Raw genomic sequence first — 25,325 nt, forward strand, 5'->3', positions numbered from 1 at the left:
TCAAAGTAGATGTAACTTATAGGAGGAAATCATGTTTAAAATAGGGGATTTTTCAAAACTATCTTCCATTAGTATACGAATGTTGAGACACTACGATAAAGTGGAATTACTACAACCAGTAAAAGTCGATGAGCAGAGTGGATATCGATTTTATTCAGCAGACCAATTAAAAAAAGTAAATCAAATTCAAATGTTAAAAGCTATGGGGTTTAATATTGCTACCATCAAAGAAATATTAGAATGCGATAATATAGATACCATAAAAGAGCAATTTTTAAATCGTAGTGCTCAAATTAAAGAAGACATGAATAACCTCCAAAAACAATTACGTCTCCTCGAAGACTCAATGAAAACGATGAGAGAGGATGTTGTTGAGATGAATTATCATGTTTCAATAAAAGAAATTCCAGAAAGAACTGTAGCTAGTGTTAGAAAGATTATTCCATCGTATAATTGCGAAGGTAATTTATGGAGTGTATTAATGCAAGAAATTCAAATGAAAAATATTAGTATTGCCCAACCGAGTTATAGTATTGCGGTTTTCCATGATCGTGAATACAAAGAAAATGATGTAGATATAGAAATACAGCTAAGTATTCTAGGTAAGCACGAAAATACAAAAGACGTTACATTTAAAAATATGGAATCGACTAATGTAGCTTCTATAACAGTTAATGGAAGTTATGAACAGATGACAGCTGTAAATGAGGCTGCGGCAAAATGGATTGAGACAGAGGGTTACAAATTAGCAGGCCCGATGTTTAATATTTATCATGTGAGCCCAGCGATGGAATCGGATCCTAATAAGTGGGTTACAGAAGTTTGTTATCCAGTTAAATGATGATAAAGAAAAAAGGCATTAATTATATGCCTTTTTTCTTTGTAAACTTATCCGTAAATATCAAGACAAATTACTTCGAGATTCGATTCGTCAACTACTAGCACAATTTTATTTGCAAATGTACAAAATGAGCGGATTGTAATGAATCATCTAAAAACCAACCAGTTGGTACTAAAGTAATGTAATCATCTATTTGGAAATTTCAGCAATGTTTAAATGAGCAACAAAAACCATCGTAATAAGGGGCTTCTGTCTTAAATAATTTAATGATATGTGTACCCTCCATCTGGAAATAATACATTACCCGTAGTAAAACTATTTTGCATTAAATATAGGACAGTATGTGCAATTTCATCATTATATCCAGCTCGTTGTACAAGTGAAAGAGATTTATAAGCTTTGTAAGCAACTAGTCTATTTTCGTTTTGTTCATTCTCTCTTTGTATCGTTCCAGGAGAAACAACATTAACTCTTATAGGAGCTAATTCAACAGCTAAAGCTTTCCCTAAACTTTCAATAGCACCATTGCAAGCTCCATAAGCAGGAGCGCCTTTAAGTGGTCTTTGACTAAATGCACCAGACATTAACACAATCGATCCAGAGTTTGAAAGAAAAGGAATTGCATATTTTACGGCATAATATTGAGGCCAAAACTTTCCGATGAAGCTACTTTCAGCAATTTCCTCTGTAGAGGTAATCGGTCCAAGTGTGTAAGAGGCTCCCGGTGTGAATAAATGATCAAAGTTCCCAACTATCTTGAAAAAATTTTGTAATTGCTCTTTATTTTGATTATCCAATATATAAGTTTGAAGATGATTGTTATTTATTACTTCTCGAGCAACTTTTAATTTTTCTTCCGAGCGTCCGCCAATAATAACATGTGCGCCTTGTTTAATTGCTTGTGTTGCTGTTGCTAATCCAATACCAGAACTCCCGCCAATGATAACAATACGGCTATTTTTTAATGTAGTAATAGACATATTTTAGCCACTCCTTTAATAAAAAATTTAGAATATAACTAACTGTGCTATGCTTTTATTATTCGCTAAAAGGGAGCAAGTGAAAAGTACGCACTTTATATGTACATAGTCGCAAATTTCGTACTAATCGCTATACATGCGGATAAGTAATAGGGAAAATTTCTAAATATGGTTTATCCCGCATTAACGGGCAGTAAAACTCTCACCTCAAAGTTAGGAAAATGCAAGGAAGTTAGGTAAGAGATCAATTGCCCGTAAAAGCCCGATTGGTTCAACTAATAATCAGTGTGGGATGAACAAAACCCCCACTGATTAAAGTTTCATTTTATGATATCTGAGGAGAGGTGAGAAAAATGGATTTACAAGAACCGAAGTTAAAAGGGGTAATAGCAACATTACAAATAATCGGTGGGAAATGGAAGCCACTCATTTTGTTTATTTTGCTAACAGATGGAATGAAACGTTTTGGTGAATTAAAGCGATTGATACCAGATATATCTCAAGGGACGTTAGCGAAGCAATTACGTGAATTAGAGCAAGATCAACTAATAAAACGCGAAATTTATCAAGAAATACCACCTAAAGTAGAATATAGCTTAACTGAACATGGAAAAACAGTCAGTACTGTTTTGGATAGTATGTGTAGTTGGGGAAGAGGGCATTTAGAATATATAGATAAAGATAAACCATAAAAATGTTATGTAAACTTATTGTAGTGTGAAGGGAAATATTGTTTTAATAATTTGTATTTTATAATATATAATTAAGGAGTATCGTAGGTTATTATACATATTTAATTTATTTTTACAAAGGGGAAGTAATAAGATGAACGAATTAGAGTATAAAAGCTTCTATGATAAAGTAGGAAGATTAAATGGATGGGATTTTAGCAAAATAAAATGTGAAACTGTAGGAGATACATGGGACTTTTATAGTGAGGTAAAAGAAAGGTGTAAACCATCACATATTTTACTTGATGTTGGTACAGGCGGAGGAGAAAATGTACTTAACATAGCATCATCAGCTAAATTGTTGATTGGAATTGATAAGTCTAACGGCATGATTGCAACGGCACATTCTAACTTGAAAAAATCAGGTGTACAAAATGTTGAGTTTCTTCAAATGGGTTCTGAAGCTTTAACATTTCCACATGCACATTTTGATATTGCTTCAAGTTGTCATGCCCCGTTTCTGGCATCTGAGTTAGCGAAAGTAATGAAAAAGGGTGCCTTTTTCTTAACACAACAAGTAAGTGAGAATGATAAATTAAACCTGAAAGAAGCATTTGGTAGAGGACAATGCTTAGGTGAACGGGATGGTACTTTAAAAGAAAAGTATATGAATGAACTTATTAGTGCAGGATTTGATCTCGTGCAAGTACGTGAATATGATGTTACTGATTATTACAGTAGGTCTGAAGATCTCATTTTCTTATTAAAACATACCCCTATTATTCCTAGATTCGGAGAACAGGAAGAGGATTTTACTATTTTACAAAAGTTCATTGATACGTATAGTTCTGAAAAAGGGATTCGTACTAATTCAAAAAGATTTATGATTATTGCTGTTAAATTATAATGTATTTTAGTGTAAAAGCTGCTTTTCATTTAAAGAAAAGCAGCTTTTTGTGTGGAAAAGAATACAGGAAATACTTGAAAATAATAGAAATAAATAAAGTGTAAATTAAAAAATCAAAATATGGAGGATAAATGTTTTGAAACGTTACTATATTAGCAATGAAAAAATAAATGTACATATTACTGAATGGGGGAATAATGACAAGCCCGTTATCTTTTGTTTACATGGATTAGGTAGTACGAGTTTAAGTTTTATAGAAATTGCTGAGGAATTAAAAGAAGAGTATAGATTTATCTCCGTTGATGCACCTGGACATGGTAAAACACCCCCATTTGAAAGAACAGAAGGTTATGAGATGCACAATTTAGCAAATTGGTTAAATGAAATAATAAATGAATTGAGAATCGAATACTTCTATTTTCTATCACATTCATGGGGAAGTTTTGTAGCGTTATTTTATTTGTTAAATCATCCAGAAAAAGTACAAGGAAGTATTCTTATTGATGGTGGATATCAAACAAAAAGGCTTAAAGAAGAAACGTTGGAAGAAGAAATTGCTTATTATGAAAAGGACTTTGATGAATACGTTTTTAATAATTGGGACGAATTTTTCAAAAGTGAAAAAGCAGCTTATACTAGGTGGTCTTCATTGTTAGAAGTTGCTGTAAAGGATCTAGGGATCGAAATGGATAATAAAGTATGGTGGCATGCCAGGGGAAATACAGCTAGTAATATAATAAGAGGTATGCATAAAGATGAAACAATAGATATATATGAGAAGCTACTGGCTAATATTGTATTACTTCGAGCTACAGTCCCACAAGTTTGGGCGGATTATAGAGATAAGACAGCAAATGTTTTTAAAGAGAAAACGGACAGTATAGTAAAAGTAATTCCTGATACTACACACATGTTGCACTGGGATAAACCAGAAATTGTTATAGCGGAAATGAAAAATAATTGGAGCTAACATAATCATACTAAAGTTGTAGTTTCTATATGAAAAATCCATCCTTCCGTTTGATTTTATCTATTTATAAGTGTAATACAATACGAATAGATAATAAGAAATGAGGGGGAATGTAAAGTGATTACACATATATCAGATATAAAACTACAAACGGTTTCCATAGAAGGGGTAAAACAAGTTTATAAGGACATATTATCTTTTCCAATAAAAAAAGAAACAGCATCCTTCATTCAATTTGAAGTAACACCTTATACAACAATTAGTTTTCAAGAAGTGTATGAACCAATCGCACCTGCACATTTTGCTTTTGAAATCCCATATTCAAAATTCCATGAAACAGCGAGGTGGTTAAACGACTCTGGATTACTCATTGTGAAATGGCAAAATGGAAATGTAATTGGTGAAGAGAATGGTCTATTCAATTTATACTTTAAAGACGGAGATGGAAATCTACTCGAAATTATTGCGCATAGTTATGTTAAAGAAGATGTATTAGTACCATATTCACCTTTAAACATTTTATACGTAAGGGAAATCGGTCTTCCCGTTAAGAGTGTACCTGTTTTTACGGAATGGTTAAAATCAAATCTAAATATGAAAACGATGGAAGATGGGGATATTTTTAACTTTGTTATAGGTGGCACTGCATATATCGTCGCGACTTGGTGGCAGCGACCTTGGATTCCAATCGCGATGAAAGCTCTATCACCGAAAGTACACGTTTCTTTCGGAACACCAGACGTCGCATTTTTACAGCGAATCCATAATAACTTTAAGATAAATAATGTTCCCTTTGAATGTAAACATAATGAAGTATCATTTATTGAGCAGGGATATTCATTTTCTATTGTGTATACACCAGAGTTTCATTCCAATATTCCTAAAGAACTAAACTTGCCACTTTCTATTTAAGGATAGAAAGTGGTAAGTTTTTTATATCTTCGTGAAGAAGGTTTTCGTTATGATTAGAGTGGATGCAAAGAAAAGGATTAAGCGTTATTCAAATTTATTTTAAGGAGAGAAATGAAGTGAATCTAGGTAATCCAATTGCAAAAGGGAATACAGCAGAAATTTATTTAACTGATGATAAGGTTGTAAAATTATTTAAAGATTATCTCCCAGATACAGAGTCTATGAATGAAGCAAAAAAACAAAAATATGCGTATTCATGCGGGTTGCCAGTTCCAAACGTATTTGAAGTGAAAAAGATACAAAATAGACAGGCAATTATTATGGAACATGTAAAAGGGGACAACATTGGTGATCTTCTGCTTAATAATTTAAATGAGGCAGAGCGTTATATCGGCCTTTGTGTTAATGAGCAAAAAAAGATTCATGCTATATGTGTGAATACCGATGATATGGAATCAATGAGAGAAAAGTTAGAGCGTCAAATTAAATCTGTGCATAAATTGGATGAACGCAAAAAAAAGGATATATTACAAAAATAAGATTTTATTACATTTGATTTTAGGCTATGTCATGGAGGTTTTCATCCATTTAATTTGATTTTGAGTAAGGAAGAGAAAGTGAAAGTTATAGATTGGGTAGATGCTAGTTCAGGTGATATTCGCGCAGATGTATTTCGAACATACTTGTTGTACTCACAATCTTCGGTAGAATTAGCTGAGATGTATGTACATATATATTGCAGTCGTACCGGCATATCAAGAGATGAAGTTTTTCAATGGGCTCCTATTATTATTGCAGCTAGATTTTCTGAAAAAGTATCACCGCAAAATGAAGTGTATTTGAAAAGATTATTGAATCAGTATTTATAAGTCATAAAAAGGTTGTCAGCTAATTAATAAATGCTGTTGTTTAACCAAAGTTTCCTTGCAGTTAAACAACAGCATTCTTAAATATTGATATAGGTATTCTTATTTTCAATCTTCATCCTATAAAGGTTCATAATCCGTACTTGTTCCTCCGTTAATTCTTCTTTATCCCAATACATATGCATTAAGCTATATTCAAAAATCTCCTTTAATTTAATAAATAACGGAAACTTGTCTTTCATCTCTTTTGGTAGCTCATTTTCCTCTTGGTAGCCTTCAAATAGTGCTTTGGTAATAGAATACTCATAGTCAACGATATTCCCATTTCCAGCAAATGAATATTCTATCGCACTATAAATAGGAACGGCTAAATCGAATATGTAAAAATGTTTTTCGCAGTCTTGAAAATCTATCATTGTTAAGTTTGAATTATTTTCGACTAAAATGTTTTCTAACCATAAATCTCCGTGTATTAAGCCGTAATTTGAAGGGGATTTTGGTAGCTCTTTTATGGAAGTTAAAACGTCAGATGCAATTTCTCTTATTGTATTTTCTTCTTTAGGGATATATTTAAGAAAATTATATTCTTCATTTTCATACCAATCGTTTATATGTTTTACTGGTTTAATCTTTTCAAAGCTTTTAGATATACGATGTAATTTTCCAATTTGTTTACCAAGTTTTTTAAATATATTAGAATTCCATTCAGACCTTGGTAAATGTATACCAGGAGCAGCTTTATATAATACAGCAAAAATCTCCTTGTCTAATGTGAATTTTTCTACAAAATTCCCTTGTAATGAAGGGATTATTGGTGGAACACCTAAACCATTTTGATATAAAAAATTCGTATATATAACTTCTTCTATCTGTTCTTCATATGTTTTGTAGTTTGTAATTCTACTGAAGTATGTACCTTGTTCTGTAAGACATTCATACATCTCATTTGTTATTGGCTTAATGTTAATAAAATTCAACGGATACTGTTCATTTATGAATTGAAGTATTTCTTTTTCTAGCTTGTTCATTGAAACGTCCTTTCCAAACCTTAATTTTTTAACTTGGGAATTAAAAGAATTTTATTTTATAAAATTCGTGTTTAATTTTTGAAATCCTTTAAAATGAAATATGATGTAAATTGACCTTTAATAATTAGTAAGGTGTTGCCAACATACTCATTAACGCTAAATTGAAAAATGAATAGAAGGTATGACAAAATAAGATAGATGAAAAAATATAAAATTAATACTTATATATAGATTATAAAGATTTTAGAGAAAGGCTCATGTTATAAAACACAAGAAATATCAAAAGAAAGAAACGCACTTCTCCTATACTTTTAAATAAGGAGTGAAGGAAATGAATGAACATATACAGCAGATGATTAATTGGATTGAAAGCAATTTAAAAAAGAGATTTTCATTAAATGAATTATCTCGTTACATGGGGTATTCTCCTTATTATTGCTCTTTTAAATTTCATCAAGTAACGGGTTTCAGTATTAGACGTTATATTCTTCTTAGAAGGTTGTATTTATCTACGGAAGATTTAAAGAATGGTAGGAAGATAATTGAGGTCGCATTGGATTACGATTACTCTTCCCAAGAGGCTTATAGTAGAAGTTTTAAAAATGTTTTTGGAATGAATCCAAGAGAATACCAACTTAACAAAATGCCTATTCAATCATTTGTTAAACTAAATTTAAATAAAGAAGGGGCGTTTAAAATGAATATTTCTAGAAAAATAGAGGTTGAACAGTTACGAGATAGGAAGAGTAAGCTATTTGATAAAGAGGTACTTAACATATTAAATGGTCAAGTTATGTATGAAGAATTTAAAAACGAAAAGCTAATGGGTGATTCTGATTATGCCCCATTTAATGAGGCAATGTGTGTGAACTCGGCTACTACTCAAGTTTTTAATGAAGAGTTTATTAAAACAAGAGCGAAAGGACATAACAGTTCAGTAGAAAGTTATATAAAAAAGGTTATAGATCCGTTAGAAAACCTTTTTACGAAAAAGTATAAATGTATTGTTCTATGGTTTGGTGAAGATATGTTTTGCCAAATGAACCTACTTACCATACTTTCTCATCTTGAACAGTCTGCTTATGAAGGGAAGGTATACTTAAATAGCTTTAGAGAGGATGAATTTAAAATAAATCAAATTGAACTTGAATTGGGGAATTATTCTTCTATATACAATGAAGTATTAGTAAACCATAAAAAGACCTCTCATAAAGTACCACCTGTAATGTATCAGGCTATAGACTTATTTTTAGAAATGTTAACAGAAGATAATGCAGTAATGAAATTCATCTCTAAAAATAAAGATTTATCAACTCGTGAATTATTAAGAAAGTTGTTTTATCTTTTTCCAACAATCGGATATGGAGATACTCAGTACATAGAGCTGATTAATAAAATAAAGAAGAAAGCTACACCCAAAATATAGGTGCAGCTTGCTTCTTATAATTGCTCAAGTAATTCTAATTCTTTTTCTACAAATAGCATTAGTTCTTTAATTGTTTCACCAGAAAAATCAAAACGAATACCGGCTGCATTATACACTTCTTTTATAGATTGCGAGCTTCCTAGTGATAATGCCTTTTTATAATTTTCTAGCGCTTGCTTAGGTTCCTCTTTATATTGTTTATACATTTGTAAAGCGCCAAGTTGGGCGATCGCATATTCAATATAATAAAATGGTACTTCAAAAATATGGAGTACAGGTAACCAACTCGTTGCTATCCAGTTTTCGTAGCCATCAATATGTATGACGCTAGACTGATAATGTTTTTGAAGTTGTAAGTATTTTTCATTTCTTTCTTCAGAAGTATGACTTGGATTTTCATACAGCCAGTGTTGAAATTGATCGACAATAAGCATAACAGGTAAATATGAAATAACATCTTTAAAGAAGTTAATTTTTGCTTGTTTTAAATCTTTTTTGTCTGTATAGAAGGTATCCCAATAATTAAGCGAGAATAACTCCATTGTCATACTGGCTAGTTCAGCTGTTTCAGCTGGAATTTCTATATACTGTCGTAATTTTAATGGTTTTATGAGTTCGTTATGAATACTATGCCCCATTTCATGTATAAAAGTGACAATATCATCTTGTGTATAATTTAAGTTCATAAAAATATAAGATAATTGTGAAGCTGGTAAGTACTCACAAAAGCCACCAGCTGCTTTTCCTTTGCGGCTTGTTAAATCGAGACAATTGTGTTTATACATTCGGTTTAAAAGTGCTGAAAATTCAACATCTAGTTTATTAAAGATATGAGTGCTCTTTTCAATTAAATCATTTTCATTTGCAATAGGTTTAAGTACTTTTTGATCTGGAGTTACAGCTGATACATCCCATGGGCGAAGCGTATCCACTTGCAGTTTTTCTTGTTTCTCTAGCAATATTTTATCTTTAAGAGGCACAACATACTTACGTATGGATTCAGCTAGTTCATAGCAATCTATCGCTGAATAATCAAAACGCTCGTATTTTTTGAACATATAATCGCGATAATTCTCTAGTTGAATATTTTTTGCTTTTTGATGGCGAATTTCAATTAATTGATTTAATATGTTTTGGAGTTCTTTTTCAACAGATAAAAATTGTTCAGAAATAATGGTTTTTGCCTTTTTACGGGTGTCACGATTCGAATCTTGTAAATAGGATTGTAATTCTGTTATCGTTTTTTCTTCTCCGTCCCAAATTCCACTTAATCCTCCAGTGATTTTAAAGTACTCTGTGATTAATTTGTCTTCCTTTATTTCTAATTCGATATTTTCCTCACAAAATAACTTTTGAGCATTTTTTATTTTTGTATCTAATAAACCATATACGTTAGAATCTAATTCCATTCGAAAAGGTGACTCTAAATATTTATTATCCAATAAATTTTGGTACCGCTTTAAAAGTGGCTTTACAAATTGTTGATCATGTTCAAAAGTATCCTTTATTTCTTCATCATCCGTATTACATTGAAAGGCGATGTAATGTGATCTTAATTGTTCTTCGATGTCCCAAATTACTTTTGACTGCTCTTTTAACCAATTTTCAAGGTCTAGTTTTGAAGAAATCATTTTATTTAATAAAGTCGAAAGAGTTTTTTCCAATTGTAGTACATTACTAATATCAATCGTATTTACACGTTGCATTATATATCCCTCACTTTTTATTTATTCATAGAGATATTCTATTTATTAATTGTAATTCCCTTGTTAAGTGGGGGAAATGTGAAATAATGTTAAATTTAATAATTAAAGAAGGTATTTATATGTCAAAGTAAAAAGTTTATCGTAAATGAAAATATATGGAGGGGTGCTACATGAGAAAGGGAAAAAAGTTATTTGTATTTTTATTTCCACTTGCTTTATTATGTGCCTGTGAGAATGACATTGAAGATGCTAAAAGTGAAGAGTCTATAGTGATGGATATTGCTACAGCGGCGGTAAAGGAGGAATCTTTTTTTAGTGCTGCTATAAGAGATGAAAAAGAAAGGATAGTAGATTTAGAGATTGCTGATAGCGAAAATGCTAACGAAATAAAAAAAGAAATTAATAAAAGATTGCAAATTCAAGGCGTTATGTCCTATAAAGTAAATGTATCTCAAAGAAACAAGGAGATTGTAAATGCAGAACATAGATGGGAGTTAGTTTTTGGACATATATTTGATGACGGATTCAGAAAAAACGGATATGAAGGGTTTAGTATTCAGCAAATAAATTATATAAAGAATCAACCTGTTACCATTGATATAAAAACTAAGATTAGCGATGATGAAGTAGGGGCGAGAGAACTTGGACAGAAAATAGAAAAAGAAGTTGAAGGTGTACTTAAAACAGAAGCAGTAAAGAAATGGATTGAAAATGATTCATATGCTATTGGGATTTACGATATAGATGATCGGAAAATTAACTAATTGAGGAATGAATGCTATACGAATGAAAAATCGATATAATTAAATATAGAATTACTGAAGGAGGTGTAAGATGTATAAGTATTTAAATATTTTAAACGACATAGAAAATATGATTCAAAATGGAGAAATAAAAGAAGGGAAGAAATTACCGTCTATACGGTCACTCGTTACGCAATATGAATGTAATAAGGCAACAGTTATACGTGCGCTTCATGAATTAGAAAAGCGTCACATTATATATTCTGTCCCTCAAAGTGGATACTACGTTGTTAAAAAATCAGAGAATACGATAGAAAATAATGAGATAATTGACTTTGCCTCTTCAGCACCAGATCCAGATGTTTTTCCGTATTTAGATTTTCAACATTGTATTAATAAGGCTATTGATACGTATAAAAATGATTTGTTTGTATATGGAACGCCGAAAGGGTTACCATCTTTAATACCAGTTATTCAAAAACAACTAGCAAATTATCAAGTCTTTACAAAAGAAGAAAATATTTTTATAACGTCAGGTGTTCAGCAGGCGCTTGCTATATTAACTTCTATACCATTTCCGAATGGAAATGAAACCATATTAATTGAACAGCCAACATATCATCTATATATTGATTATCTAGAAATAAATAAAGTTCCTTTAATCGGTATTAAACGTACGAATGAAGGTATCGATTTGAATGAATTGGAGCAAATATTTCAAACTGGAAAAATAAAATTCTTTTATACGATACCGAGATATCATCATCCGCTTGGAACTTCTTATTCTAAAGATGAGAAAGAAAAAATCGTATTACTGGCTAAGAAATACAATGTATTTATAGTGGAAGATGATTATTTAGCAGATTTAGAAACTGATTCAAAAGCAGATCCGTTATATAGCTTGGATAATTGTAGTCATGTCATATATTTGAAAAGTTATTCTAAGATTATTTTTCCTGGTTTACGGGTTGGAGTTGCGGTCATCCCACCATCCATTGCAAATGCTTTCTATACATACAAAAAGATACTAGATATTGATAGTCCGATGATTTCTCAAGCGGCTTTAGAAATTTATATAAAGAGCGGGATGTTTGAACGTCATAAAAGTAAAATTAATTCTTCCTACTACAATAGATCGATAAAACTAGCAAAAACATTAGAAAAAGTGCAAAATGAAAATCCATCATTATTTACATATAATAGACAAAACACATTTGGAATACACACTTGTTTAGAAATGCAGAAAAACACAGTTACAGACACACTTATACAAAAATTAGGTGACATTCAAATAAGTGTCGATACTATTGATAAGAATTATATGAGGAATTTTCCTAAAGAAAAACTGTTAAAGTTAAATGTTTCGAATGTAAAAGAAGATAAGATTGAAGAAGGTATTCGTAAAGTAATTGAGGAAATCAAGCAATTAAGACAGTTTAATTTTCAGTTTAGAAAAGAATAATTTGAATTAGGAGGTTCGTTGTGAGGCGCAAAATCATTCTCTTGTTTGTATGTAGCGCTATAATAATTGGAGTAATAGTTGTGACTAAATATTATAAAAAAGAGGATCAATGCATAGCAGTTGCTAAGTATTCAAGAGGTATTATCGTAGATCAAAATAACGAACCTATATTTAATGTGAAAATATATGAAGGTTCAATTGAAAGTAAGGAACACAGTATTTCAAATGCACAAGGTGAATTTGAAATACTAGATGGGGTTTGTGGTGAGATTGTTTTACAATACGTTACTCCTGATGGAGAAATCTATACGAGAAAATATGATAGGAAGTATATACCAGAAGTAATAAAGCTGAATTATAAAAATAAAAGTGAATAAGATGAAAACATTACGGAGAAAAGTAGCAGTTGTGGCCGGAGCAATTATATATGTAATTGGATAATTATATATTTTTTAAGAGCACTCTTCAAAGAGTGCTCTTTTTCATCAATGTAAATATTTACTTATCATCTTTTTAAAGTGATTTTTATCATAATTTACATATTGCATAGCTGTATTTCGTATTGGATCTCCAGCATAAAATCTTTCATACAATTCGTGTCTAGATCCTAAGGGGCTTCCGATGATATCCCAGGCTAACTTAAATAATTTTGTGCGTTGTTCGGCATCTATATTCGTTCCTTTAAAGTACTTTTTCAATAAATCAGCTATAGGACTCTTGAAGTCATTCGAGCTCGAAGGAAGTTGAATGAACCCACCTGCTCCAATTAATTGTAAAATTTCTATTGCACGGGCATAATATTTGGAACCAAGACCCCTTGCAGTTTCGATATATTTAAAATTCGGCAAATAAGTTTTCGTATCATTTGTAGTACCTTCAACTTCAGCAGCAATTAAAAGTGCGCGAATTGTTTCGATTTGCATAATTAATTCCCCAAGCTTCTCTTGAACATGCAAATAAGTAGTAGCACCGATCGCTTCAGCAATTTCACAAGCAATTGCAGTTATAAATTCTAGCTTTACTACTAATCGTACCATTGCTTGGTGATAAGCTAAACTACTAGAAGCTACATCTGACTTTATTGCCCATAACGCTTCAGGGTTGTTATATAGTAAGACTCGTTCCCATGGTACAAATACATTATCAAAGATTAATAGTGCATCCATTTCATCGTACTGTGAACTAAGAGGGGAATCAACTGTACTAGAGTTTGTATTCGCAAATGGTTCTCTACAAACCATATGTAATCCAGGGGAATTGGCTGCCACAATGAGAAAGTGAGCTAAATCTTTTTGAGTATCAGTCAGTTTTGCTAATGGATAGATTAATAAATCATTTGAATAAGGAGAAGCAGTACCTATCATTTTTGCACCATTTAAATAAATCCCATCAGAAGTTTCCTTAGTAACTCTTAGTAACCCTAAATTTTTTGCATTCAATATTGATTCTGTAGAACGATTTATTTGTGGGTCACGTTGAACTACACTTAAGAACAAGTGATTATCTCTCGCTTTTTCATAATAAGATGTAATTTTATCTGGAAACTGTGCATCGAATTTTTTATAAAAATATCTTGATACGTACCAGCCAGTAAGTCTCGATCTTGCATAATCAGATAATCTACTCATTACACCGTCTGTAGCATAACTCCACGTTTCAAATGCAGTTCTTCTCATTAATAATTCATTATAGGAATTCGGAACTAAAAATGCTGTATGAACAAATTCTTTCGTGTTTGGGCTCACATATCCAATAGAATCTCTTCGTATGGGGTCATCAAACAATGTAAATAAATTAGAAATGGTACTTAATGTTCCTGCAAAATGTTTATCTGTAGTTACATCTATTTTTTGTCCATAGAGCCAAACATTTCGACCATCTTGTAAGCTCTTTATATAGTGATCCTTTAAATTTTGCATATTTCCTCCTTTTAAAGACTACTCATATATTTGTACATCTTTTAATGGTGGGGAATATACATGAAATGTTATTGCTGTTGAATCTGTAGCGTTATACATTTTATGCACAGTATCTTTTTTTACTGTAAAAATATTTCCCTCTGTAAACTCTTCAATCCGCTCGCTATTATTTTCGTACGTTATATTTTGTAGCGTACCATTGACTATTAGTATACATCCTACAGATATTCCGTGATCGTGCACAAAAGTCTTTGCTTTGCTGGGGAAATTTAATACTAAAATCTCTACAAATTCAGACTGATAGATAACGTTCCTTCCATATTCCAGATTAACTGGTGAAGTAATAAAAGGAGATATTTTATGAAGTGAAATATTTAATGATTGAATAGCGTGTATTAAATTGACCGTATCGTAGTTACATAGGTTATTAAACGTTTTTTGTATGTTATGAATCAATTGCATGTAAAACTTCCTCCTAAGCATGTACAGTAAAAGAAAACCTAATCTAATATTATATAGTGAGTATTGAATTACATAATATTGTATTGAAACATTTCCAAAAAGTGACTTCTTTTACTTAGGAAGTTTATTCAATTTGAAAATTGTGGTAATTTGTTCCGTTAAAATGATATGCTTGAACTATATATTTTTTATCCCGTTAAATCCCGACTGGTGAGGGCTGATAATCAGTGAAGGATGAACAAAACCCCCACTGATTAAAGTTTCACTTTATTGGAAAGGTGATGAAATAAATGGCAGTTCTTTTAGTGGATAATCTATATCAAATGTCTATTGTTTTACTGATCTTATGTTCATTTTGTTTTTATAGATACTTAAAGAAAATAAAAAGGGAAAGAAAGCTTACAGGTTTTGAAATTACGATGTATATCGTGACGCAACTTGCGTATTTCATTTGGGCGGCAACGACTTTTCTTAAAATGTTATCAGAATAGTAATCTTAAAGTATTAGACGCTGAACAGAAAGGTACAGGAGCATTAAAGGTATAAACGTGGGCAAGGGTAATTTATCATCTATTAGGTAAATAAATTTAGTCGAAATCTAGATGGATAACAATATTACTTATAACATCTTTATAAAAAGAGAGGATATAAATGGAACAATATAAGTTAATTGTAAAAGGGCCTAAACAACTTGAGTGGGAAACAAATGAAATTAAGGACATACAGGACGATGAAATTATCGTTAAAACAATCGCAGGAGCGATAAGCATTGGGGCCGAGTTACCACAGTATAATGGATCCGATGTTACAGATACGAATCCTTTTTATCCAAGAAAAACTGGATATGAAAGTTATGGTGAAGTGATTCAAGTTGGTAATAAAGTAACACATGTAAACGTAGGCGATAAAGTAGTTTCTTTTTATGGACATGAAACGATAGGGATAGTTAAGGGTTATAAAGTAATTCGAGTGCCTAGTTCTATACAACCTAAAGTTGCTTTATTATCTATTCTTTCGTGTGATGCCGCTAAAGGAGTATTGAAACTAAACCCGCGACAGGATGAAAAAGTACTTATAACTGGAATGGGAGTTATTGGTTTACTCGCTTGTTATTTCTTAAAATACTATGTAGGCGTTGAGCACGTGGATGTTGTTGAGCCTAATAAAAATAGAAGAGATTTTGCAAAGAATTTTGGTGCGAAAAACATATATGATTCAGAAGAGAAAATAATAGAAACATATAATTATGGTTTTGAATGTTCTGCTACAAATAGTGGGTTCCATACTTTGCAAAAAACTATTAAAACTAATGGTGAAATATGTATACTGTCTGATGGTAATATTGAAGAACTAACATTAATTGCTAACTTTTATCAGAAAGAATTGCAAATCATTGGATCAAGTGACGGATACCATTATCAAAAACATGCAGATTGGTTTTTTAAAGAAATAGGAAAAACACCATTTATAGAAGAGATCTTTCAACATGAAATACATTATACTTCACTCATAGAATGCTTTGATGAATTGAGTTTAGGGATAATTAAACCATTAAAAGTATATGTTTCATATGAATAACGAAAAAAATGAGCAAATATTTGTCACATACCTCACAAATGTTTCGTCACATTTATGATTACTAAATGAGGAGGAACATATATGAAAATATTTGTAGCAGGTGCAACTGGTGTAATAGGACGTTCTTTATTGCCAATGTTAATAAAAAATGGGCATATAGTTTTTGCGATGATCCGTAATACTTCGCAAGTAGAAGCAATGAAAAAGGTTGGTGCTATACCAGTAATAGCTGATGTATTTAATAGAAAGGCTGTATTTTCTGTATTAGAAGAAACAAATCCCGATGTAGTTATTCATCAATTAACGTCATTATCTTCATGGGATTTTGAGGATAATGCAAAAATTAGAACAAAAGGCACTCGTAACCTTGTCGATGCCGCTAAAAATGTAGGGGTACAGAAAATAATCGCTCAAAGTATTTCATGGGCGTATGAACCAGGGGATACATTTGCGACTGAAAAAAACTCACTACATATTACTGCTTCTATGCCTCGGCAAGTCACTGTTAATGGCATATTGAAATTAGAAAAAGCTGTTATTGAGTTACCTGAATCGGTTATACTTCGTTACGGCACATTATACGGACCAGGAACCTGGTATGCGGAAAACGGATTAATAGCAAATCAAGTTCGTAATAATGAAATTATCGCATCAGACGGGATAAGCTCGTTTATACATGTTGAAGATGCTGCAAGAGCTACTATGCTAGCCCTTAATTGGCCTTCAGGAATCGTAAATATTGTAGATAATTATCCAGCAACTAGTAAAGAATGGTTACCAATATATGCAGCAGCGATAGGGGCACCTAAGCCTAAAGTTCAAGATGGGAAAAATAGTTGGGAAAGAGGAGCTTCCAATAATAAGGCACGTAAAGAGTATGGTTGGATACCTTTATTTCCATCATGGTCTGAAGGATTTAACAACTTAATAGGTAAGTAAAACACACCTTTAATGGGAATGATAGTAAAATACACCATTAAAGGATTGGGTTATTATGAATATAATTTGGGAAAGTATTATATTAACTTTTACTGGAATAATTGTTTTGAAAATGACAGGTAGTACATCTGTCAGCCAAATGACAAGAGCTGAAATCATTATAGTTGTATCAATTGGCCGTATTATTGTAGAACCTGTATTAAGTAGAAAAGTAGTCCCATCTATATTTGCAGCTATCATATTTGCAAGCATATTACTTATCATTCATTTCTTTGAATTGAAATTAAGGAAGGTGGAAAAATTTTTAAATGGAAGTAGCATTATAATTGTTGAAAACGGAGAGATTGTAAAAGAGAATTTGATGCAGGCAAAAATGTCGGAACAACAACTTTATATGCAATTAAGAGAAAAAGGAATTCATGATTTGAAGATTTTACAAAAAGTTACAGCTGAACCGAATGGTCGTATTGGTTATCAATTAATAAAAGAAGCACAACCAATAACTTTAGAAATGTTAGAAAAAGTATTAGATCGGTACAATATAAAAAGATAATTTCTCATGAGAAACAGCCAATACTACCATAAAAATATTGGCTGTTTTTTTATTTTCTATAAACGTAAGGATTAATAAAATAGGGTAGATTTTTAACCAATCTTTATATTAGATATAGGCTTATTATTATGCTATATTCAATGGAGCTACGATGACTAAGGTAAGTGGTATGAATAGAAGAAAAAACTGTATAGCAAATACAAAAATGCTTTTAATTTGATACTGAAAATGGATTGAAAATAAGGAGATAGATACATAATGGAATTTTGGGAATCAAGTTTTATTGAAAAACAAACGATGTGGGGATTTGAACCTACAGAATCTGCAATTTTGACAAAAGATTTTTTTCTTGAAAAGAATGTTAAGGATATATTAGTTCCGGGTATTGGATATGGAAGAAATGCAAAGTTTTTTATCGATAATGGTATAAATGTAACAGGTATTGAAATTTCAAAAACAGCCATTGATTTAGCAAAGCAACATGGACTAGAAGATATTAGCATTTATCACGGTTCGGTAAATGAGATGCCTTTTGATAACAAATCATATGATGGTATATATAGTCATGCACTTTTGCATTTGTTGAATAAGCAGGAGAGAGAGCAATTTATTAAAGATTGTTATAATCAGCTAAAACCAGGTGGATATATGGTTTTCACAACTGTTTCTCAAAAAGCTCCAATGTTTGGCAAGGGAAAACAGTTGGATAAAGACTATTTCGAAATAATGGAAGGAGTAAAAATGTTCTTCTATAATTCTGAATCTATAAAACGAGATTTTAATAAATATGGACTAGTACAAGTTTCCGAAATTGATGAACCAAATAAGCACATGGAAAATAAACCTTCAATCAATTTCTTAATGATAAAATGCCAGAAGGAACTATAAATAAAAGTTTTTAAATATTTCTAAAGATGTTTATATATTGATCATGCACAAATAAAAAGGACAAGCATATAGTATAAATACCTCTTAACTTTAAGTAAGCTTAACTTTCGTTAATAGGGTATCTCAAAATCCCCGAAAAGAGCACTTGCGGAAACAAGTGCTCTTTTATTTGGAATTTTACACCATAAATATTGCATAAAATGTTAAACTGAAAAGAACACTCGTTTTAATTAAGAGTGTAGCATATGAATGGAGTGTTATTGAATGCAAACAAGAAAAGCCTATCTATATGTATTTGACACGATGTCTGATTGGGAATACGGACATTTAATTGCTGAACTTAATACAGGGAGATATTTCAAAAAAGATGTAGCGCCTTTTAAAGTAGTAACAGTTGGAATAAATAAAGAAACGATTATTTCAATGGGGGGCTTGAATATAAAGCCGGATATTTCCCTAGATGAATGTATCCTTGAGAGTAACGATCTATTAATTTTACCTGGAGGGAATACTTGGAGTGAAGAAATACATAAACCTATTTTGAAAACAGTTGATGAAGCTTTAAAACTTGGTACAATTGTAGCAGCAATTTGCGGTGCAACTATAGGTCTTGCAAATTACGGTTACTTGGATTCTATAAATCACACAAGTAATAGTTTAGAGTATATGAAAATGGTTTGTCCTACTTATAAAGGAGAAAAATTTTATGAAGTGGGACCTGTAGCGTCTAGTAGAAACCTTATTACTGCATCGGGTGTAGCGCCTCTAGAATTTGCCATGGAAGTACTGAAAAAATTAGATGTATTTGCGCCGGATACACTTCATTCATGGTATAAATTGAATGAGACTCATGAAGCAGAATATTTCTTCCAGTTAATGAATTCAATTAATAGCTGAGTAGTATGTCGAATGAAAATTATATTTTAAATGATGCGAAAACTAATAACAAAATAATTTTATGAAAATAAAAGGTAAGGGTATTCCTATGAATATATGAGGAAATATCCTTACTTTTTATAGTATTATTTCTGAATGACAAATGTAATGGCATTTGTTTTTAATCGAATGTGTCTTTCATTACGAACTATATTATAAGCTAATTCTTTTATTTCAACTTTTACTTCTTTCCATCCTTTATAAATACTTTTTAATAGGCGTATCATTTCTTCAGTTAGGAGATTAATTTCAATTAAAGCCTCTAATTCTTCATTCGTTTTTAAATCAATTTCTTGTATGTTAGAGTTAATAATTAAACAATTAATACCACCGTTTTTTGTACCTCTTTTTATAGATTGGAGCACGTTTTTTAAATCTTCTTCTGATTTAACATGCTCTAAACTTGATACTGCAACGATATAGTCATAAGTATTAGGTCTAATATGATAGTTTTCAATTGCTGCTTGTTCTGTTTTTATAACCTCGAATACGTCATGTTCTTTGCTATAAATTTGTAGCTTTGTTAAAGCGGAATTAAGTAAATCAACACATGTAACAGTTCCGCTAGCATTTTTAATCTTTTGTGCAATTGGAATGCTATTTCTACCGACGCCAGAGCCAAGGTCAAGTACTTGCAAGTTGTTTTGTCCGTCAAAGTGGTTCATCAAGTCCATAACCGTTTTAACTGGTTTGAAAAGCCAAGAGCCAGCTTCAAACAGTTTATATTGTTCATAGCAAAGGTCGTGATATTTCTTTTCTTCTTGTCTTATGTAATCGATACGGTTCACATTGTTTCAACTCCAATATTTTTATTGCAAAATTCATATGTAGGACAACCTTTTATATTTGTTTGAATTCGAAAAATACCACCAGCATGTGGATACTCTTTTAATTCGTCATCCGTCATTCTTGTTCTGGCTGTTGTAACATATAAATCAGTTAAGTTAGGCCCACCAAATGTACATGATGTTACATATAACGCAGGAATTGGAATACTTAATATTTGTTCTCCAGTAGAGGGATTCCATCTAGTTATTTTTGAACCTCCCCAATGTGCAATCCATAAACAACCTTCTTCGTCAATTGTCATACCATCAGGTAGACCATCATTTTCAGAGAAAATGATTACATCACTTGGATTATGAATGTCTCCAGTACGTATATTATATTGATAGCGAACCACTTTTTTAGTAGGTGTATCTATAAAGTAAAAGTATGTATGATCAGGTGACCAAGCGATTCCGTTTGAAGTATTTACGTGTGAAACTTTTTTCTCTACACTCAAATTATTATGTAAACAATATAAGGAACCTGCAGCATTCATACCGTATGTATCTGTAGTACCTGCCCAGAAACGACCAGCTGGATCACATTTTCCATCATTGAAACGATTTTCTATTAAATGAGGTTCGGGGTCAAAAATATGTGTCAGTTTTTCTGTATTTACATTAATAGAATAAAAGCCGTTTTCCATAGCTAAGAGTAGTACATCCTCTAAATATGGAACAACACAGCCGATTTGTTGATTGAGAGCGATTACTCGGTTCGTATTGGTAGTAGGATTATATATGCATAATTTTTTCTCCATAATATCAACCCAATATAAAAGTTGCTTTTTTTCATTCCAACATGGTCCTTCAGCTAAACTTGCTTTAACATTTAAAACTAAGTCTATATTACTGAACAAGATGTTCACCTCGCGTTATAAGATATTAATATAATTCGATAAGAATAGAGGTAAACCTTTTAGTCAGAGGATATTATGATTTGTGCTCTAGAAAACTAATCTTCTCAAGTGATTAAAAGGTTTATAAACACGGAGAGGAAAATGCATATGATGTTTTATGAGATTGTTTGCTTTTCTTGTAAGAATATATTTCGTGTTTACGAAGGTAGTGAAAAATATAAGCGATTTAAAGAGAAACCAAAAGGGGCATATTGTTGTGATGAGTGTAGCCACAAAATTCAATTAGAAGCGATAAAGAATTTTTTTAGATAATTTTACGATTTCGATTCGGAAAAGTTTGACAATAAAAGTGTTATAAATTATCATATTAAAAAACTAATATTTAAGGCATAGAAGAGAAGAGTAGTTAAGAAAGAATACGTACAGAGAGCTCTGGTAGCTGAGAAAGAGCGGTATACATCTTAATGAAAAAAGACTTGGAGCTGCGCAAGGAACTAATTTATTTAGGGATGGTGCGACGGGTTCTCCCGTTATAGAGATAGGGTATAAGCATATTTTGCCGTACCTGAAGAGGTTAATATGGTGACATATTAACAAACTGAGGTGGTACCGCGAAGCTAACAACTCTCGTCCTCAAGATGAATAATCTTGGGGGTGGGAGTTTTTTTGTTGCATAAAACTGGAAATGAGAAACAAAAAATAATTGAGGTGAGTAATATATGCATTGGGCGTATGAAGTAGCACATGAATTAATTAGGAAACATCCAAATAAAGAAATGTTTGTTTGTGCATCTGGAATTAGTCCGTCAGGTTCTGTTCATATTGGGAACTTTCGTGAAATCGTAACGACTTATTTCGTAGTAAGAGCACTTCAAGATTTAGGGAAAAAGACTCGTTTTATATTTTCGTGGGATGATTATGATAGGTTTAGAAAAGTTCCAAAAAATATTGATCCATCTTTTGCAAAGTATATTGGTATGCCATACTGTGATATTCCAGATCCGTATGGATGTCATAACTCGTATGCGGAGCATTTTGAAAAAGAGTTTGAAAAATCGCTTCAAGCATTTGGAATTGAAGTAGAATTTATTTATCAACATGATGAATATAGAAGCGGAAGGTATAACGAAAATATATTAGAGGCCTTGTATAAACGAAAAGAAATATATGATATTTTAATGGGTTTTAAAACTAGAGAGTGTAGTGAAGAAGAGCGAGAGAGCTTTTATCCAGCTACATTATATTGTGAGAGATGCGGAAAAGATACAACAACTATTACACATTTTGATGAAGTATTAAAAACAGTCCGGTATGAATGTGAATGCGGAAATGAAAAAGAGTTATCCGTATTAAATACAAATAAAATGAAACTAAACTGGAAAATCGATTGGCCGATGAGATGGATGATAGAGGATGTTATTTTTGAACCGGGCGGTAGAGATCATTCATCAGAAACGGGTAGTTATAATGTATCAAAAGAAATTGCAAGGAAAATATTCAATCGAGAAGCGCCTCATTACGTTGCTTACGATTTTATTGGTATTAAAGGGAATCATGAAAAAATGTCTAGTTCTTCAGGGAATAGTATTACACCAAGCAATTTATTGAAAGTGTATATACCAGAAGTAATTCTCTTTATGTTTGCAAAATACAAACCAGGTGCTGCTTTTCATATTGGGTTGGATGAAGATGTGATTCGTAATTATACAGAGTATGAGCGATTGAAAGATAGTTATGAAAATAAAACGCTCAAAAATGAAGATTTATTTGATGCAATTAAAATCTCTAGAGTTGATAGTGAGATTAAAGAATATCCGAAATTTAATCAAGTAGCAGGAACGTTACCATTATTAAATTTTGATTCAACTATTTTACAGGGGATATTAAAGAAAATAGATAGGAGCTATGCATTAGATGAAATGAGAGCGATAAGTAATCGCGCAGAGTATTGGATAAGAAACTTTCAATCTGAAAAATTAATCGCGGTAAATGAGGAGAAAAATGCAGAGTTTTACTACACATTAGATGAAAGGCAGAAAGAATGGCTAGTAGAAGTTTGTAAAATACTTCGTTCTAATAAAGATTACTCTAACTTAATGGAGCAATTATATGCGATTTGTCATCATGAAAATAAAAAAATAATGAAAGAAAATCAAAAACAATTATTCACTATTATATATAAGCTCATTATGAATCAATCAAATGGTCCTCGTATACTATTATTAATACATGTAGTAGGCATAGAAAATTTCATCACACTATTAGATTTCTAAAACACAGTTAAAAGCAACGCAAGTACCAAAATTTCTAAGTACTTGCGTTGCAAATTTTACTATCGTGAATACATTTTCGGACATTCATCACCACTTGGTTCATAAAAACAATGGCTTTTAAACTGTCCTACAAATGGCTGATTATACCATTCAGGCGGACAAGCTCCAACTGGACGGAAATACCAAAGAGCCCATCGTGCAGGCCAGCGCCATTGACCTTGTAAAACTTTTCGTGCGATTTCTTTTTCTGATTCACGAGCGCGTTGATAAAAATATCCATATTGTACTGCTTCAAATCCGCCGGGGCTTTGATATACAGCGTCTCGTACGGTGCGGAGTTGTTTAAAATCTAAGCAATCACAAAATACACGGTTTACTACAACGCATCCAACTAACTCCTCACCTTGGCGACCTTCGCCTTCAGCTTCAGCACGAATTAATCGAGCTAGTAAATCAACATCACTTTCGTTGTATGGAATAAGGGGCATAGTGATACCACCTTTCTGTTATAGTAAAGAGTGTATGTTATAAAACAATCTGCGTGCTTTTTTACATAAAAATAACATTTAATTTTAAGAGGAGCTTGTATAAAAAAAGCTAATTAGTAATAGTAGATAAATATAAAAGGGAGAGGTATTATGTATCGAATTCATAAAGACCATATCATTTACTCAATGTCACCAGAAAATAAGCCGTGTATGGAAGTAGAAATTGGGAGCAGTCTTGTATTTGAAACATATGATTGCTTTGAAAATCAAATCGATTCTGAAGATGTTGTGTTACAAGAATTAGATTGGAACCGAATTAATCCAGCGACTGGACCTGTATATGTTAAAGGAGCAGAACCTGGCGATATATTAGTCGTAACGATTGAAAAAATTGAAATTGCAGAGCAGGGCGTTTTAACTACAGGTGCAAACCTTGGTGTAATGGGTGATGAGTTAAATGAAAATACAGTGAAAATTGTCCCAATACATAATGAATATGTTTTGTTTTCAAGTGAACTACAAATCCTGATTAATCCAATGATTGGGGTAATTGGTACTGCACCGAAAGAAAAGAGCATTTCATGTGGCACACCGCATGATCACGGCGGGAATATGGACTGTAAAGAAATTAAAGAAGGAACAACATTACTACTACCAGTTAATGTCCCAGGAGCACTATTAGCATTAGGTGATTTACACGCAGCAATGGGTGATGGTGAAATTGGTGTTAGTGGTGTAGAGGTTGCTGGTGAGGTAACTGTAACAGTTCAAATTATAAAAGGAAAACAATGGCCATTACCAATGGCTATTCAAAAAGAAAAAATGATGACGATTGCTTCAGAGAAATTGTTAGATGATGCAGCAAATCGTGCTGTACGTAATATGGTGACATTTTTACATGAAGAATTAACAATGTCTAAAGCTGATGCAACGCTTTTATTATCGGCAGCAGGTAATTTAAAAGTTTGCCAAGTTGTGGATCCGCTGAAAACAGCGCGTATGGAACTAGGAATGGATTATGTGGAGAAACTAGGATTTACTTTTAGTAAATTTCATATTAAATAGATAAGGGACGAAAAAGGATGCTTTT

General features: G+C 31.9%; 26 protein-coding genes, 1 pseudogene and 1 other annotated feature. Of the genes and pseudogenes, 19 read left to right on the forward strand and 8 right to left on the reverse strand.

The annotated features are described in order from the left end of the window. The first annotated feature begins 31 nt into the window (after positions 1-31). On the forward strand, positions 32-841 hold the full coding sequence (locus ACUXVC_RS12915; RefSeq protein WP_095690867.1) for a MerR family transcriptional regulator: 810 nt from the start codon (positions 32-34) through the stop codon (positions 839-841). Positions 842-1,104: 263 nt separating this feature from the next. Here the strand turns inward: ACUXVC_RS12915 and ACUXVC_RS12920 are convergent, their stop codons facing one another. Beyond that, positions 1,105-1,821, reverse strand: coding sequence for an SDR family oxidoreductase (locus ACUXVC_RS12920; RefSeq protein WP_098127591.1), 717 nt, complete (start codon positions 1,819-1,821; stop codon positions 1,105-1,107). A gap of 353 nt (positions 1,822-2,174) precedes the next feature. Here ACUXVC_RS12920 and ACUXVC_RS12925 point away from each other — a divergent pair, with 353 nt between their 5' ends. The 5 genes and pseudogenes from ACUXVC_RS12925 to ACUXVC_RS12945 all read left to right on the forward strand — a co-directional run bounded on the left by ACUXVC_RS12925 (position 2,175) and on the right by ACUXVC_RS12945 (position 6,150). Then, positions 2,175-2,513, forward strand: a complete 339-nt coding sequence (locus tag ACUXVC_RS12925) for a winged helix-turn-helix transcriptional regulator (protein WP_000365520.1) — start codon at positions 2,175-2,177, stop codon at positions 2,511-2,513. 133 nt (positions 2,514-2,646) lie between these two features. Then, on the forward strand, positions 2,647-3,399 hold the full coding sequence (locus ACUXVC_RS12930) for a class I SAM-dependent methyltransferase (protein WP_098127590.1): 753 nt from the start codon (positions 2,647-2,649) through the stop codon (positions 3,397-3,399). Between the two features lie 136 nt (positions 3,400-3,535). Continuing rightward, a complete protein-coding gene (locus ACUXVC_RS12935; RefSeq protein ID WP_144465182.1) occupies positions 3,536-4,369 on the forward strand; it encodes an alpha/beta fold hydrolase in 834 nt (277 codons plus the stop codon). Between the two features lie 117 nt (positions 4,370-4,486). Then, positions 4,487-5,281, forward strand: a complete 795-nt coding sequence (locus tag ACUXVC_RS12940; protein WP_053564428.1) for a VOC family protein — start codon at positions 4,487-4,489, stop codon at positions 5,279-5,281. Positions 5,282-5,397: 116 nt separating this feature from the next. Beyond that, a pseudogene (locus ACUXVC_RS12945) lies at positions 5,398-6,150 on the forward strand (aminoglycoside phosphotransferase family protein). A 77-nt stretch (positions 6,151-6,227) separates the two neighbouring features. On the opposite strand, the gene ACUXVC_RS12950 reads toward ACUXVC_RS12945, so the two are convergent. After that, entirely contained in the window at positions 6,228-7,175 is a 948-nt protein-coding gene (locus ACUXVC_RS12950) for a phosphotransferase enzyme family protein (protein ID WP_053564427.1), read from the reverse strand. Between the two features lie 331 nt (positions 7,176-7,506). Here ACUXVC_RS12950 and ACUXVC_RS12955 point away from each other — a divergent pair, with 331 nt between their 5' ends. Further along, on the forward strand, positions 7,507-8,601 hold the full coding sequence (locus ACUXVC_RS12955) for a helix-turn-helix domain-containing protein (RefSeq protein WP_095690863.1): 1,095 nt from the start codon (positions 7,507-7,509) through the stop codon (positions 8,599-8,601). Positions 8,602-8,615: 14 nt separating this feature from the next. Here ACUXVC_RS12955 and ACUXVC_RS12960 read toward each other — a convergent pair whose 3' ends face one another. Continuing rightward, positions 8,616-10,307, reverse strand: a complete 1,692-nt coding sequence (locus tag ACUXVC_RS12960; protein WP_446026122.1) for a M3 family oligoendopeptidase — start codon at positions 10,305-10,307, stop codon at positions 8,616-8,618. Between the two features lie 170 nt (positions 10,308-10,477). On the opposite strand from ACUXVC_RS12960, the gene ACUXVC_RS12965 reads away from it, so the two are divergent. From ACUXVC_RS12965 to ACUXVC_RS12975, 3 genes are all read left to right on the forward strand, one after another. Beyond that, positions 10,478-11,071, forward strand: coding sequence for a DUF4030 domain-containing protein (locus tag ACUXVC_RS12965; protein ID WP_086403828.1), 594 nt, complete (start codon positions 10,478-10,480; stop codon positions 11,069-11,071). Between the two features lie 70 nt (positions 11,072-11,141). Next, positions 11,142-12,512, forward strand: a complete 1,371-nt coding sequence (locus ACUXVC_RS12970) for an aminotransferase-like domain-containing protein (RefSeq protein ID WP_098975999.1) — start codon at positions 11,142-11,144, stop codon at positions 12,510-12,512. Between the two features lie 20 nt (positions 12,513-12,532). Next, positions 12,533-12,889 (forward strand): carboxypeptidase regulatory-like domain-containing protein, encoded by a 357-nt coding sequence (locus ACUXVC_RS12975; RefSeq protein WP_446026123.1) that lies wholly within the window; start codon positions 12,533-12,535, stop codon positions 12,887-12,889. A 108-nt stretch (positions 12,890-12,997) separates the two neighbouring features. On the opposite strand, the gene ACUXVC_RS12980 is transcribed toward ACUXVC_RS12975, so the two are convergent. Further along, positions 12,998-14,431 carry a 4-hydroxyphenylacetate 3-hydroxylase family protein gene (locus ACUXVC_RS12980; protein WP_095690859.1) on the reverse strand — a complete coding sequence of 478 codons (1,434 nt, stop codon included), beginning with the start codon at positions 14,429-14,431 and terminating at the stop codon, positions 12,998-13,000. Between the two features lie 18 nt (positions 14,432-14,449). Continuing rightward, the gene (locus tag ACUXVC_RS12985; protein WP_078401815.1) at positions 14,450-14,893 is read right to left on the reverse strand and encodes a cysteine dioxygenase; all 444 of its coding nucleotides are present in this window, start codon (positions 14,891-14,893) and stop codon (positions 14,450-14,452) included. 290 nt (positions 14,894-15,183) lie between these two features. Between ACUXVC_RS12985 and ACUXVC_RS12990 the strand changes: the two genes are divergently transcribed. The 6 genes from ACUXVC_RS12990 to ACUXVC_RS13015 all read left to right on the forward strand — a co-directional run bounded on the left by ACUXVC_RS12990 (position 15,184) and on the right by ACUXVC_RS13015 (position 19,748). Next, positions 15,184-15,384: a hypothetical protein gene (locus ACUXVC_RS12990; RefSeq protein WP_000279689.1), complete on the forward strand. Its 201-nt coding sequence runs from the start codon at positions 15,184-15,186 to the stop codon at positions 15,382-15,384. A gap of 160 nt (positions 15,385-15,544) precedes the next feature. Further along, on the forward strand, positions 15,545-16,471 hold the full coding sequence (locus ACUXVC_RS12995) for a zinc-dependent alcohol dehydrogenase (protein ID WP_098976000.1): 927 nt from the start codon (positions 15,545-15,547) through the stop codon (positions 16,469-16,471). A gap of 81 nt (positions 16,472-16,552) precedes the next feature. After that, a complete protein-coding gene (locus ACUXVC_RS13000) occupies positions 16,553-17,410 on the forward strand; it encodes an NAD-dependent epimerase/dehydratase family protein (protein ID WP_095690857.1) in 858 nt (285 codons plus the stop codon). A gap of 55 nt (positions 17,411-17,465) precedes the next feature. Next, complete coding sequence (locus tag ACUXVC_RS13005) at positions 17,466-17,963, forward strand: DUF421 domain-containing protein (RefSeq protein ID WP_095690856.1); 498 nt, start codon at positions 17,466-17,468, stop codon at positions 17,961-17,963. Between the two features lie 258 nt (positions 17,964-18,221). Then, positions 18,222-18,851, forward strand: a complete 630-nt coding sequence (locus ACUXVC_RS13010; protein ID WP_095690855.1) for a class I SAM-dependent methyltransferase — start codon at positions 18,222-18,224, stop codon at positions 18,849-18,851. Between the two features lie 264 nt (positions 18,852-19,115). Continuing rightward, positions 19,116-19,748: a type 1 glutamine amidotransferase family protein gene (locus tag ACUXVC_RS13015; protein WP_095690854.1), complete on the forward strand. Its 633-nt coding sequence runs from the start codon at positions 19,116-19,118 to the stop codon at positions 19,746-19,748. A gap of 125 nt (positions 19,749-19,873) precedes the next feature. Here ACUXVC_RS13015 and ACUXVC_RS13020 read toward each other — a convergent pair whose 3' ends face one another. After that, the gene (locus ACUXVC_RS13020; RefSeq protein ID WP_095690853.1) at positions 19,874-20,575 is read right to left on the reverse strand and encodes a class I SAM-dependent methyltransferase; all 702 of its coding nucleotides are present in this window, start codon (positions 20,573-20,575) and stop codon (positions 19,874-19,876) included. Further along, positions 20,572-21,474 carry an SMP-30/gluconolactonase/LRE family protein gene (locus ACUXVC_RS13025; protein ID WP_095690852.1) on the reverse strand — a complete coding sequence of 301 codons (903 nt, stop codon included), beginning with the start codon at positions 21,472-21,474 and terminating at the stop codon, positions 20,572-20,574. Before ACUXVC_RS13025 ends, ACUXVC_RS13020 begins: the two co-directional genes overlap by 4 nt. A gap of 141 nt (positions 21,475-21,615) precedes the next feature. Between ACUXVC_RS13025 and ACUXVC_RS13030 the strand changes: the two genes are divergently transcribed. Continuing rightward, positions 21,616-21,786 carry a DUF2197 domain-containing protein gene (locus ACUXVC_RS13030; RefSeq protein ID WP_000551042.1) on the forward strand — a complete coding sequence of 57 codons (171 nt, stop codon included), beginning with the start codon at positions 21,616-21,618 and terminating at the stop codon, positions 21,784-21,786. Between the two features lie 69 nt (positions 21,787-21,855). After that, positions 21,856-22,112, forward strand: a binding site (T-box leader). Between the two features lie 81 nt (positions 22,113-22,193). Beyond that, entirely contained in the window at positions 22,194-23,747 is a 1,554-nt protein-coding gene (gene lysS, locus ACUXVC_RS13035; protein ID WP_095690851.1) for a lysine--tRNA ligase, read from the forward strand. A 59-nt stretch (positions 23,748-23,806) separates the two neighbouring features. On the opposite strand, the gene ACUXVC_RS13040 is transcribed toward lysS, so the two are convergent. After that, the gene (locus ACUXVC_RS13040) at positions 23,807-24,235 is read right to left on the reverse strand and encodes a cell wall hydrolase (RefSeq protein WP_001128402.1); all 429 of its coding nucleotides are present in this window, start codon (positions 24,233-24,235) and stop codon (positions 23,807-23,809) included. A gap of 150 nt (positions 24,236-24,385) precedes the next feature. Here ACUXVC_RS13040 and ACUXVC_RS13045 point away from each other — a divergent pair, with 150 nt between their 5' ends. After that, on the forward strand, positions 24,386-25,300 hold the full coding sequence (locus tag ACUXVC_RS13045) for an acetamidase/formamidase family protein (RefSeq protein ID WP_095690850.1): 915 nt from the start codon (positions 24,386-24,388) through the stop codon (positions 25,298-25,300). Positions 25,301-25,325: the final 25 nt, after the last annotated feature.

This window comes from Bacillus sp. N6 (assembly GCF_052805735.1).